Here is a 12,336-nt window from a genome sequence, read left to right as displayed (position 1 = left end):
CACATGGCCCACAACGGCAGGTCCGCGGGCGCGCCGGCGCCGACGCCGTGCTGCTGCCCAAGGTTGAAAACCCGGCCCAGCTGGACGCGCTGGCGCGGGCATTGGACGCGGCCGGCGCGCCCGCGGACCTGCCGTTGTGGGCCATGTGCGAAACGCCGTTGGGCTTTCTGCGGCTGGACGCCATCGCCGGCCATCCAAGGCTGGCGGCCCTGGTCGTGGGCACGTCGGACCTGGTCAAGGATCTGCATGCGCGCCACACGCCGGGCCGCGAGGAAACCCTGCTGGCGCGCTCGCTCGCCGTCATGGCCGCACGCGCCCACGGACTGGCGGCGCTGGACGGCGTGCACCTGGACCTGGCCGATGACGCCGGCCTGGCGCTGGCCTGCGAGCAAGGCCGCGACCAGGGCTTCGACGGCAAGACGCTGATCCATCCGCGCCAGATCGCCGCCGCCAACTCGGCCTATGCGCCGAGCGACGAAGAAATCGCCACCGCGCGCAAGCGGCTGCAGGCCTGGCGCGACGCCCAGGCCGGCGGCCACGGCGTCGCGGTGGTGGACGGCTCGCTGGTCGAGAACCTGCACGCGCGCGAAGCCGAACGCGTGCTGGCGCTGGCCGCCGCCATCGCCGCCGCCTGAGCGCGCACCGCGCGCTCGCCCTCGTCCATACCGCCGCGCCAGCCCTGCAACGGCATTGCCACGCCGGCCCGGTACAATACGGTTCCTCACGCGCACGACGCCGCACTTCGCGGCACTGCGCCAGGCCCAGCGCCGTGCCGTTCCGCGCGCGGGCCGCTTGAACTCCAGGCAGGAATCCCGCGCCCGGCATCCCGCCATGCGCGCCATGTCGCGCGCGGCGGAACCGCGCCGGCCCGCCCCAGTTTCCGCTTCGACCATGATCCGCTTCCAACAAGTTTCCCTCGCGCGCGGCGTCAAGCCGCTGCTCGACAAAGCCGACCTGCTGCTCAACCCCGGCGACAAGATCGGCCTCATCGGCGCCAACGGCGCCGGCAAGTCCAGCCTGTTCGCGCTGCTGCGCGGCGTGCTGCACGCCGACCAGGGCGACCTGGACTATCCGGCCACCTGGCGCATGGCGCACGTGGCCCAGGAAACGCCGGCGCTGGACCGCCCGGCCATCGAGTACGCCATCGACGGCGACGCCACGCTGCGCCAGCTGGAGGCCGAGCTGGCCGCGCTGGAAGCCGAGCCGGAAAGCGCCGAGAACGGCCTGCGCATGGCCGAGATCTACGCCGCGCTGGCCGACGCCGACGCCTACACCGCGCACTCGCGCGCCGAGCAGCTGCTGACCGGCCTGGGCTTCACGCAGGAACAGATGCGGCTGCCGCTGACCAGCTTCTCGGGCGGCTGGCGCATGCGCCTGAACCTGGCGCAGGCGCTGATGTGCCCGTCCGACCTGCTGCTGCTTGACGAGCCCACCAACCACCTGGACCTGGACGCCATCATCTGGCTGGAGGACTGGCTCAAGCGCTATCCGGGCACGCTGCTCATCATCTCGCACGACCGCGACTTCCTGGACGAAGTGGTCAATGTCGTGGTGCACATCGACGAGCGCAAGCTGCGGCGCTATTCCGGCAATTACTCGTCGTTCGAGCGCCAGCGCGCCGCGCAGCTGGTGCTGGCCCAGGGCATGATGGAAAAGCAGATGCGCCAGCGCGCGCACCTGCAGTCCTTCATCGACCGCTTCAAGGCCCAGGCCAGCAAGGCGCGCCAGGCGCAGAGCCGCATCAAGGCGCTGGCGCGGATGGAGGAAGTGGCGCCGCTGCGCGCCGCCGCCGAGTTCTCCTTCGAGTTCCGCGAGCCGCTGCGCGCGCCCAACCCGCTGCTGACCATGGACGCGGTGTCGGCCGGCTACCGCAACGTCGACGAGGACACGCAAGCCGTGTCCGAGAAGATCATCGTGTCCGGCATCAATTTCTCGCTGCAGGCCGGACAGCGCATCGGCCTGCTGGGCATCAACGGCGCCGGCAAGTCGACCTTCATCAAGACCATCGCCGGCGAGCTGCAATCGCTGGCCGGCGACACCCAGTTCAACAAGGGCCTGTCGATCGGCTACTTCGCCCAGCACCAGGTCGAGATGCTGCGCCATGACGAATCGCCGCTGTGGCACATGACCAAGCTCGCGCCCAATGTGCGCGAGCAGGAGCTGCGCAACTTCCTGGGCAGTTTCAATTTCAACGGCGCCATGGCCACCAGCCCCATCACGCCGTTCTCCGGCGGCGAGAAGGCGCGGCTGGCGCTGGCGCTGATCGTCTGGCAGCGCCCCAACCTGCTGCTGCTGGACGAGCCCACCAACCACCTGGACCTGGAAACGCGCGAGGCGCTGACCAGCGCGCTGGCGCAGTTCGAGGGCACGCTGGTGCTGGTCTCGCACGACCGCCACCTGCTGCGCGCCAGCACCGACCAGTTCATCATCGTGGCCGACGGCCAGGTGCGTCCTTTCGACGGCGACCTGGACGACTACAAGGCCTGGCTGTACCAGACCAAGCTGTCGGCCAAGGCGGCCTGAAGCCGCCCGCCGCCCGGCCTGGCGCGGACCTCGCGCGGACCTCGCGCGGGTCTTGCTCGAGTCTGGCTCGGGTCTGGCTCCGTACTCCGCGCCGGGCCGATCAGGTTACAATCGCGCCCATTGCGCGCCCCCCGCCGGCGCGCCCCCCCCCCCAACGGGTCGCCCCCCCCCGCCCCCACCCCCGCGCCCCCCCCCCCCCCCACTAACACCCCCCCCCCCCCAGCCCGCGGGCCGCCCGCCCCCCCCCCCCCCCCCCCCCCCCCCCGGCCCCCCCCCCCCCCCCCCCCCCCCCCCCCCCCCCCCCCCGCCCCCCCGCGCCCCCCCCCTTGCGCGGGGGGATCCTGGCGGGCTTCCCCCCGGCGGCCTTCGTGTCGCCGGCGCCGGTCCGGGCGCTCGTCGCGGCCGTATCCGCGGCGGCCGGCGCCCGCCCCTTCGTCCCGACGCCCCGCCGGCGCGTCACGGCGGGCGCGCGGTTCGGCATGGCTGCCACGGCCGCCATCAGGCCCCGAGGCCCGGGCGGGCCGCTCGGAACGCTCGACCGTGGCGCGGGCCTCGCCCTTCGGGCGCGAGAAGAAAGACCGTCCGTCGCGCCCTTCGCCCGCCTTGGCGGCGGCCGGACGGGAACGCGGAGATTGGGGTTTGCTCATGGTGTATTCCAAATAAGGCGGCATCGATCCGCCCTGGTAAATGCGATTGCGGGCCTGATGGCCGGATGATGGCGGGCCGTCAGGCGGCCGGCGACCAGGTGAACAGGCGCTCGGGATCGCCTTGTACGTCCACCCGGTGGTCAGGCGTCAGCGTAACCCGGCCTTCGGCCAGCCAGCGCACGGCGGCCGGAAAAGCACGGTGCTCGACCTCCAGCACGCGGTTGGCCAGCGATTCCGGCGTATCGCCGGCCAGCACCGGCACGCAGCCCTGGGCGATGATGGGGCCGTGGTCCAGCACCGGAGTGACGAAATGCACGGTGCAGCCGTGCACGCGCACGCCCGTGGCCAGCGCCTGGGCATGGGTGTGCAGGCCAGGGAAGGCCGGCAGCAGCGAGGGATGGATATTCACCAGCCGACCCGCGAAATGGTTGACGAAGCCCGGCGTCAGCACGCGCATGAAGCCGGCCAGGATGACGTAATCCGGCGCATGGCGGTCGATTTCCTCGGCCAGCGCGGCGTCGAAGGCCTCGCGGCTGGCGTATTCCTTGTGGTGCAGGGCCGAGGCGGCGATGCCCTGGGCGCGCGCCCAGTCCAGCCCGGCGGCGTCCGGCCGACTGGCGATGACGGCGACGACCTCGGCCGGCCAGCCCTGGTCGCGACAGGCCTGGACCAGCGCCTGCATGTTGCTGCCGCGCCCCGAGATCAGGATGACCAGGCGGCGCTTGATAAGAGAAGAATCCGGCAAGATAGCGATTTCCGAGAAAAAACCCCGCGCGGCGCTGGGCGCGCATTCCGCTCCGGCGGACCATTTTGCCCAGGAGCGGCGGCGGGTTGGGGACCGTTCCGTCACCCGCCGGCGCAAGAATGCGCGGGGTGCGGACTGATCCTGAATCCAAAATTGTAAACTCTCGTCCGTGAAACCTACGCTGCGCATCCACCGATCCCTGCCCCCGCCCGCTCAACGCGCGCCCAGCGCCTTGACCATCGGCAATTTCGACGGCGTCCATCGCGGACACCAGGCCATGCTCGCGCGCGTCTGCCAGGTCGCGCGCGAACGCGGCCTGACGCCCGCCGTGATGACCTTCGAGCCGCATCCGCGGGAGTACTTTGCCGCCCTGAACCGCCGGCCCGAACTGGCGCCCACCCGCATCTCCGGCCTGCGCGACAAGCTGGCCGCGCTGGCCCGCTACGGCATTTCCCAGGTGGTTGTGGAGCGCTTCAATTCCCGGCTGGCCGAAATGTCGGCCAACGCTTTCATAGAGAACCTGCTGGTCCAGGGCCTGCAGACGCGCTGGCTGCTGGTGGGCGAGGACTTCCGCTTTGGCCACAAGCGCAGCGGCGACATCGACCTGCTGCGCGAGGCCGGCCTGCGGCACGGCTTCGAGGTGCAGACCCTGGCCGACGTGACCGACCAGCACGGCCACCGCATTTCCAGCTCCGAAGTCCGCACCGCGCTGGCGGTGGGCGATCTGGACCGCGCGCGCCACCTGCTGGGCCACCCGTTCCATATCAGCGGGCACGTGATCCATGGCCAGAAGCTGGGCCGCACGCTGGGCTTTCCCACGATGAACCTGCGCGTGGCGCCGCGCTGCGCGGCGCGCTCGGGCATCTACGTGGTCCAGGTCTACGGCCTGGGCGACCGCGCCCTGCCGGCCGTGGCCAGCCTGGGCGTGCGCCCGACGGTCGAGGACCATGGCCGGGTCCTGCTGGAGGCCCACCTGCTCGACGAGACCGTCAATGCTTACGGTAAACTCGTGCGAGTCGAATTCCTGCACAAGCTGCGGGACGAAGAAAAATTTCCCGATCTCCCTTCCCTGACTGCCGCCATCGCCGAAGACGCGCGAAACGCGCGCGCCTATTTTGCCGTTCATGGACTATAAAAAATCCCTCAACCTGCCCGACACTCCCTTCCCCATGCGGGGCGACCTCGCCAAGCGCGAGCCCGCCTGGATCACGCAGTGGGAGGAAAACCACGTCTACCAGGCGATCCGCGCCGCCAGCCGCGGCCGTCCGCGCTTCGTGCTGCATGACGGCCCGCCCTACGCGAACGGCGACATCCACATCGGCCACGCGGTCAACAAGATCCTGAAGGACATCATCGTCAAGAGCCGCAACATGGCCGGCTATGACGCGCACTACGTGCCGGGCTGGGACTGCCACGGCATGCCCATCGAGATCCAGATCGAAAAGAAGTACGGCAAGCACCTGCCCGTGGCGGAAGTGCAGTCCAAGGCGCGCGCCTACGCGCTCGAGCAGATCGACCGCCAGCGCAAGGACTTCAAGCGCCTGGGCGTGCTGGGCGAGTGGGACCGCCCCTACATGACCATGAACTTCAGCAATGAGGCCGACGAGATCCGCGCGCTCGGCCGCATTCTGGAAAAAGGCTACGTGTTCCGCGGCCTGAAGCCGGTGAACTGGTGTTTCGACTGTGGCTCGGCGCTGGCCGAGGCCGAGGTCGAGTACGCCGACCGCGTCGATCCGGCCGTGGACGTGGCCTTCCCCTTCGCCGACCGTCCGGCGCTGGCCAAGGCCTTCGGCCTGGATTCGGTCGACGATGGCGCCATCGTGATCTGGACCACCACGCCCTGGACCATTCCGTCGAACCAGGCGCTGAACCTGCACCCGGAAATCGAATACGCGCTGGTGCGCGTGTCGCCCGCGCCCGTGTCCGGCCCGCTGTTGCTGATCGCCAAGGACCGCGTCGAGGACTGCCTGAAGCAATGGCAGCTCGAAGGCGAAGTCATCGCCACGGCGCCCGGCGCCGCCCTGTCCGAAATCCGCTTCCGCCACCCGCTGGCCAAGGCCAACCCCGGCTATGACCGCACGTCGCCCGTCTACCTGGGCGACTACGTCACGGCCGATTCGGGCACCGGCGTGGTCCACTCGGCGCCGGCCTACGGCATCGAGGACTTCGTGTCGTGCAAGGCGCACGGCATGAAGGACACCGACTTCATCAGCCCTGTCATGGGCGACGGCAAGTACGCCGACAGCCTGCCGCTGTTTGGCGGCCTGTCGATCTGGGACGCGAACCCCAAGATCGTCGAGGCCCTGAAGCTGGCCGGCACGCTGATGCACGTGGAAAAGCACAAGCACAGCTACATGCACTGCTGGCGCCACAAGACGCCCATCATCTACCGCGCCACCAGCCAGTGGTTCGCGGGCATGGATGTCGCCCCCAAGGACGGCGGCCCGACGCTGCGCGAATCGGCCCTGGCCGGCATCGACGCCACGGCCTTCTATCCGGCCTGGGGCCGCGCCCGCCTGCACGCCATGATCGCCAACCGCCCCGACTGGACGCTGTCGCGCCAGCGGCAGTGGGGCACGCCCATGGCCTTCTTCGTGCACAAGGAAACCGGCGAGCTGCACCCGCGCACGGTCGAGCTGCTCGAACAGGTGGCGCTGCGCGTCGAACAGGGCGGCATCGAGGCCTGGCAGACGCTGGATCCGCGCGAGCTGCTGGGCGACGAGGCTGACCAGTACGAAAAGAACCGCGACACGCTGGACGTGTGGTTCGACTCGGGCAGCACCCACGCCACCGTGCTGGGCGGCAAGGACGGCGCCTTCGCCGGCTCGCACGGCGCCGAGCTGGCCTGGCCCGCCGACCTCTACCTGGAAGGCTCGGACCAGCACCGCGGCTGGTTCCATTCCTCGCTGCTGACCGGCTGCATGCTCTATGGCCAGCCGCCCTACAAGGCCCTGCTGACGCACGGCTTCGTGGTGGACGGCCAGGGCCGCAAGATGAGCAAGTCCGTGGGCAACGTGATCGCCCCGCAGAAGGTGTCCGATTCGCTCGGCGCCGAAATCCTGCGCCTGTGGGTCGCGTCCACCGACTACTCGGGCGAGCTGTCGATCTCCGACGAGATCCTCAAGCGCGTGGTCGAAGGCTACCGCCGCATCCGCAACACGCTGCGCTTCCTGCTGGCCAACCTGGCCGACTTCGACGCCGTGTCGCAGGCCGTGCCGCATGGCGAGCTGTTCGAGATCGACCGCTACGCGCTGGCCATGACCGCGCAAATGCAGGCCGAGATCAGCGCGCACTACGAGCGCTACGACTTCCACCCGGCCGTGTCGCGCCTGCAGACCTTCTGCTCCGAAGACCTGGGCGCGTTCTACCTGGACATCCTGAAGGACCGCCTGTACACCACGGCGGCCGGCAGCCTGGCGCGCCGTTCGGCGCAGACCGCGCTGCTGGAGATCACTCAGGCGCTGCTCAAGCTGATGGCCCCGATCCTGTCCTTCACCGCCGAAGAGGCCTGGAAGGAACTGGCCGCCTCGGCGCTGAAGAACCAGGCCGACGCCGCGCGCGTCACCATCTTCACCGAGGTCTTCCACAGCCTGCCGCCCTATGCCGACGCCGAGGCCCTGACGGCCAAGTGGGCTCGCCTGCGCGCGATCCGGGCCGAAGTGCAGCGCAAGCTCGAGGAAGTCCGCACGGCGGGCGACATCGGCTCGTCGCTGCAGGCCGAAGTGGACCTCTACGCCGCCAGCGCCGACCAGGAACTGCTGGCCAGCCTGGGCGACGACCTGCGCTTCGTGCTGATCGTGTCGCGCGCCACGGTGCATGCCGGCGAGGGTGAAACGCGCATCGAGGTCACGCCGTCCCAGCACAAGAAGTGCGAGCGCTGCTGGCACTGGCGCCTGGACGTGGGCCAGGACGCGGACCACCCCGAGATCTGCGGCCGCTGCGTGTCCAACCTGTTCGGCGCGGGCGAAGCCCGCAACAAGGCCTGAGCATGGCCGGCCCCGTCGACCACGGGACGCCGGACCAGCCGTCCGGCCGCGCCGCTCCGGCGCGGATCGGCGGCTGGCTGGCGCTGGCGCTGTTCATCATCGTCCTGGACCAGCTGACCAAGATCTACTTCAACACCACGTTCCAGTACGGCGAACGGCTGCACCTGCTGCCGTTCTTCGACTTCACGCTGGTCTACAACCGAGGCGCGGCGTTCAGTTTCCTGGCGACCGAGGAAGGCTGGCAGCGCTGGTTCTTCACCGGCCTGGGTTGCGTGGCGGCCGTCGTGATCGTCTGGCTTCTGCGCCGTACCCACGGCCAGCCGCGCTTCAGCCTGGCGCTGGCGCTGATCCTGGGCGGCGCCGTGGGCAACGTGATCGACCGCGTGGTCTACGGCCACGTGGTGGACTTCCTGCTGTTCTACTGGAACGACTGGCAGTTCCCGGCCTTCAACCTGGCGGACGTGGGCATCAGCTGCGGCGCCGTGTTGCTGGTGCTGGACGAACTGCTGCGCTCGCGCAAGCCGCACGGCTGAGCGCTGTAGAATCAATATCCATTCCTCGACTACGCGGCGCCCACCGCGCCGCTCCCGCCCCATGCTCGACCTCGCCCGCAAACGCATCGTCCTCGGTCTGACCGGGGGCATCGCCTGCTACAAAATCGCCGAGCTGGTGCGGCGCATGACCGAACAAGGCGCCACGGTCGACGTGGTCATGACCGAGGCGGCCACGCACTTCATCACGCCCGTCACCATGCAGGCGCTGTCCGGCCGCCCGGTGTTCGTCGATGCCTGGGACGCGCGCGTGCCCAACAACATGGCGCACATCGACCTGACGCGCGGCGCCGACGCCGTGCTGATCGCGCCGGCCAGCGCCGACTTCATGGCCAAGCTGGCGCACGGCATGGCCGACGACCTGCTGTCCACGCTATGCCTGGCGCGCGCCTGTCCGCTGCTGGTCGCGCCGGCCATGAACCGCGAGATGTGGGCCAACCCGGCCACGCAGCGCAACGTCGAACAGCTGCGCGCCGACGGCATTGCCGTGCTCGGCCCCGCCGCCGGCGAACAGGCCTGCGGCGAGACCGGCGACGGCCGCATGCTGGAAGCGCACGAGCTGCTGACCGACCTGATCGCCTTCTTCCAGCCCAAGCTGCTGGCCGGCCGTCACGTGCTGCTGACCGCCGGCCCGACGTCCGAGCCGGTCGACCCCATCCGCGTACTGAGCAACCGCTCGTCCGGCAAGACCGGCTACGCGCTGGCGCGCGCCGCGCGCGAAGCCGGCGCCCGCGTCACCCTGGTCACCGGCGCGACCGCCCTGCCCGTGCCGCGCGGCGTCACCTCGCTGTCCGTGACCACGGCGCGCCAGATGCACGATGCCGTCATGGCCAGCGCCATGGATGCCGACATCTTCATCGCCGTGGCCGCCGTGGCCGACTGGCGCGTGAAGAACGTCAGCGCGCAGAAACTCAAGAAGACCAGCGAAGGCGGCGGCGCGCCGCAGATGGAATTCGAGCCCAATCCGGACATCCTCGCTGAAGTGGCCAGGCTGGAAGGCGGCCCCTGGTGCGTGGGCTTTGCCGCCGAGACCGAGAAGCTGGCCGAGCACGCCGAGGCCAAGCGCGTGCGCAAGGGCATCCCGCTGCTGGTGGGCAACCTGGCGCAGAAAGTCATGGACGCGGACACCACCGAGCTGGTGCTGTTCGATGCGCAGGGCGTGCATCCCCTGCCCGCCGCCGGCAAGCTGGACGCCGCCCGGCGCCTGATCGCCGAGATCGCGGCGCGCCTGCCGGACTGAGGCCGGCAAGACTGGCGGCTGCCCGGCTACCGGACAGCCGCTACCACCCAGGCGCTCAATCGGGCGCGTTCCCCACCGTCTGCAAATGCGCCAGCGATCCGTAGCGCCGTTGCAGCGCGGCCCATTCCGCTTCGTCGTAGAACTTCAGCGCGCCCTGGCCATAGAGCTTGGCCACCTCGATGCAGAAGCGCATGGCCACGTCGGCGTCGACCGCATTGGTCACGCCCGTGGCGCAGCCGGGCACCGTGGTCTGCGCCGTCAGCGCCACGCCCACCACCGGCGCATCGGTGGCGATTGCCGGCTGCATCAGCGAATTCACATGCCACAACCCGTTCTCGTAGGGCGTGATGTCCTGCGTCGTCAGGGGCAGCGTCAGCGGCAACTCACCGCTCACCCAGCCCAGCAGGTCCAGCATGGTCTCGGGTATGCGCAGCAAATAACCCTGCTTGGCGACGGGCGTCAGCGCGACGCCGCGCTGGTTGACCAGGCGATTGCCGCGCGTGGTGTCGACGGACAGGATCGCATCCATGCGCGGGTCGACCTCGTGCGCCATCATCTCGCGCATGGGAAAGGGCGAGCGCATCATCGGCACCGGCTGCTGCGGCCGCGTGCCCGCGCGCGGGCAGATATGCGTGCGGATGCGCACCGTGCCGGGCAGCACGTCGCCCTGTGCGGCCATCGCCATGAGCTTGAAGGCGACGGCGATGGCCACCACGGCGCCATCGCTGTCCGACACCAATCCCGTGACCGCCGGACGGGCGCCGATGCCGCCCAGGCGGCCCACGATGCCCAGTTGGGGCGCGCTATCGTCCGCGCCCGGAATCACGATGGACAGGAACTCGGTGGCCGCGCCATCCCGCTCCAGCCGCGTGACCGTCACGTCGCAACGGCCGGCCGCGCGCAAACGCCCGGCGACCGCCTCGCCCGTGACATGCGCGGACGACAACAGCTCGATGGCGTCGATGGCCTGTTTCACGCGGGCAGCTCCAGCGCGCCCGGCGCGTAGACGCGCGGCTCCTGCTGCCCCTGGAACAGCGGCGCCTCGTGCGGTCCGAGCAGCGTGACGGCATCGCCGCGCACGCGCAGCGCCGAGCCTTCAGGCAGCCCCAGCACCGGCATGGACGGATTCAGCACGCAGAACTCGGCCAGGCGCTGGGCCCGCGTTTCGCCGCGATGGCCGGGAGGATGGGCGTTGGTGTAATGCGGATTGATCTGAAACGACAGCAGCCCCAGCGCGTCGAAGCCTTCTGGATCGACGATGGGCATGTCGTTGGTCGTGCAGATGCTCGGGCAGGCCAGGTTCGAACCGGCGCTCCAGCCCAGATAGGGCGTGCCCAGGCGCACGCGCCGCGCCACGGCGTCGAGCAGGCCCTGGCGCCGCAGCTGTCCCAGCAGATTGAAGGTATTGCCGCCGCCCACGATGATCAGCGCGGCGTTTTCCAGCGCCGCCAGCGGGTCCGCGGCGCGGTGCAGCGGCTGCACGTCCAGGCCGGTATCGGCCAGCGCGGCGCCGACCATGGCGGTGTAGTCATCCCAGCTGCGGGTCACGCCGGCAAACGGCACGAACACGGCGGGCGCGCCGGCCGGCAGGCCCGCGATCAATTCGCGGATGTCGGCCAGGGCATGCACCAGATAGCCGGCGTCGCTGCTGGAATTGCTGAGAAGCAGAAGATTCATGGAAAGGTTCCGTGGTGATGAAGGTCCGGATAGCCGGAATGCGATGACTGGAATGCCGCGGACTCGGCGCGCGGCAAGATGGCGGGAAGGCGCGTGTCCGTCGTCAGCCCTGCCAGAATGGATCATTGAGTTCACGGCCCAGCGCGCCGACCAGTTCCAGCACCGCCTCGCGCAGTTGCGCCACGCGCGCGGCATCGGCCTGGAACGACACGAACGACAGGCACAGGCCGCGCAGCTCACCCGAGAGCGGATCGCGCACGGCGGCCGCCACGGCGCCGATGCCGGGCATGGCCTGGTCGATCGCCACGGCGCAGCGCTCGGCGCGCGTCCGGGCCACGCGCTCGGCCAGCTCGCCGACGCTGCCGGGGCAATCACGCCCCTCCATGGGCAGGTGCAGGACCGGATTGGCGCCGTACAAGGTCGTGAATTCGGCGTCGCTCAGGCGCGACAGCAGGGCCCTGCCCATGGCCGTGCCCGACGCGGCGCGGCGCGATCCGGGCGGTGACAGCACCTGCACCGGATGCGAGCCGTCCAGGCGTTGTAGCACCACCGTCTCGCGCTGGTTCAGCGTCGACAGATAGGCCGTCAGGCCGGAACGCTCGGAAAGCCGGGCCAGCACCTTGCGACAGGCCGAGTCCAGCGGACGGCCGGCCATGCCGGCCCGCGCCGCCATCGACAGCATGAGGCCCGGGCGATAGCGGCGGGAAGAAGCGTCCTGATCCAGCAAGCCATGGCGCTGCATCTGGTTGAGCAGGCGCGAAGTGGTGCTCTTGGGCAATGACAGGCGGGTCGCGACGTCGGTGAAGCTCAGTTCGGCCGCGCCTTCGGCGTAAAGCGACAGCACGCGTTGAACGCCGTCGAGGATGCTCATGAAAGTTCCTTAAAAAGGAACTCTGTTCCTTATAAAAGAACAAGCATAGTGCAGCCGGAAAGCGGGGGTCAAGCCGGAACGGACGCCGACTCAAGA

10 protein-coding genes are annotated in these 12,336 nt (G+C 69.9%); 6 read left to right on the top strand and 4 right to left on the bottom strand.

All coding sequences use genetic code 11. The annotated features are described in order from the left end of the window. Together KDH83_RS12515 and KDH83_RS12510 are read left to right on the top strand one after the other, a co-directional pair. Positions 1 to 635: CoA ester lyase (locus KDH83_RS12515; protein WP_212316097.1), on the top strand; the 635-nt coding region annotated here is incomplete at its 5' end. 256 nt (positions 636 to 891) lie between these two features. Further along, positions 892 to 2,523, top strand: coding sequence for an ATP-binding cassette domain-containing protein (locus tag KDH83_RS12510; RefSeq protein ID WP_212316095.1), 1,632 nt, complete (start codon positions 892 to 894; stop codon positions 2,521 to 2,523). Positions 2,524 to 3,249: 726 nt separating this feature from the next. On the opposite strand, the gene purN is transcribed toward KDH83_RS12510, so the two are convergent. Further along, a complete protein-coding gene (gene purN / locus KDH83_RS12505) occupies positions 3,250 to 3,915 on the bottom strand; it encodes a phosphoribosylglycinamide formyltransferase (protein WP_212316093.1) in 666 nt (221 codons plus the stop codon). Positions 3,916 to 4,084: 169 nt separating this feature from the next. Here purN and KDH83_RS12500 point away from each other — a divergent pair, with 169 nt between their 5' ends. The 4 genes from KDH83_RS12500 (at position 4,085) to coaBC (ending at position 9,692) form a co-directional block, all read left to right on the top strand. Then, a complete protein-coding gene (locus KDH83_RS12500) occupies positions 4,085 to 5,050 on the top strand; it encodes a bifunctional riboflavin kinase/FAD synthetase (protein ID WP_212316091.1) in 966 nt (321 codons plus the stop codon). Then, positions 5,040 to 7,901, top strand: coding sequence for an isoleucine--tRNA ligase (gene ileS, locus KDH83_RS12495; protein WP_212316089.1), 2,862 nt, complete (start codon positions 5,040 to 5,042; stop codon positions 7,899 to 7,901). Before KDH83_RS12500 ends, ileS begins: the two co-directional genes overlap by 11 nt. A 2-nt stretch (positions 7,902 to 7,903) precedes the next feature. Continuing rightward, complete coding sequence (gene lspA, locus KDH83_RS12490; protein WP_212316087.1) at positions 7,904 to 8,434, top strand: signal peptidase II; 531 nt, start codon at positions 7,904 to 7,906, stop codon at positions 8,432 to 8,434. 61 nt (positions 8,435 to 8,495) lie between these two features. After that, positions 8,496 to 9,692: a bifunctional phosphopantothenoylcysteine decarboxylase/phosphopantothenate--cysteine ligase CoaBC gene (coaBC, locus tag KDH83_RS12485; RefSeq protein ID WP_212316085.1), complete on the top strand. Its 1,197-nt coding sequence runs from the start codon at positions 8,496 to 8,498 to the stop codon at positions 9,690 to 9,692. A gap of 55 nt (positions 9,693 to 9,747) precedes the next feature. On the opposite strand, the gene KDH83_RS12480 is transcribed toward coaBC, so the two are convergent. The 3 genes from KDH83_RS12480 to KDH83_RS12470 form a co-directional block, all read right to left on the bottom strand. After that, entirely contained in the window at positions 9,748 to 10,668 is a 921-nt protein-coding gene (locus KDH83_RS12480) for a DUF1177 domain-containing protein (protein ID WP_212316083.1), read from the bottom strand. Beyond that, positions 10,665 to 11,369: a dipeptidase PepE gene (gene pepE / locus KDH83_RS12475; RefSeq protein ID WP_212316081.1), complete on the bottom strand. Its 705-nt coding sequence runs from the start codon at positions 11,367 to 11,369 to the stop codon at positions 10,665 to 10,667. Before pepE ends, KDH83_RS12480 begins: the two co-directional genes overlap by 4 nt. Positions 11,370 to 11,472: 103 nt before the next feature. Continuing rightward, complete coding sequence (locus tag KDH83_RS12470; protein WP_212316079.1) at positions 11,473 to 12,240, bottom strand: IclR family transcriptional regulator; 768 nt, start codon at positions 12,238 to 12,240, stop codon at positions 11,473 to 11,475. Between the last annotated feature and the right edge of the window lie 96 nt (positions 12,241 to 12,336).

This window comes from Achromobacter sp. Marseille-Q0513, from assembly GCF_018195695.1.
Classification (GTDB): domain Bacteria; phylum Pseudomonadota; class Gammaproteobacteria; order Burkholderiales; family Burkholderiaceae_B; genus Achromobacter.
The sequence above is the reverse complement of the archived record's forward strand: the minus strand, read 5'-3'. Positions and strand labels throughout refer to the sequence as shown.

Bases quoted from the DNA above. Each gene is read 5' to 3' on its own strand.
- KDH83_RS12510 (WP_212316095.1), top strand. From the start codon at position 892: ATGATCCGCTTCCAACAAGTTTCCCTCGCGCGCGGCGTCAAGCCGCTG.
- ileS (WP_212316089.1), top strand. From the start codon at position 5,040: ATGGACTATAAAAAATCCCTCAACCTGCCCGACACTCCCTTCCCCATG.
- lspA (WP_212316087.1), top strand. From the start codon at position 7,904: ATGGCCGGCCCCGTCGACCACGGGACGCCGGACCAGCCGTCCGGCCGC.
- coaBC (WP_212316085.1), top strand. From the start codon at position 8,496: ATGCTCGACCTCGCCCGCAAACGCATCGTCCTCGGTCTGACCGGGGGC.
- pepE (WP_212316081.1), bottom strand. From the start codon at position 11,369: ATGAATCTTCTGCTTCTCAGCAATTCCAGCAGCGACGCCGGCTATCTG.
- KDH83_RS12470 (WP_212316079.1), bottom strand. From the start codon at position 12,240: ATGAGCATCCTCGACGGCGTTCAACGCGTGCTGTCGCTTTACGCCGAA.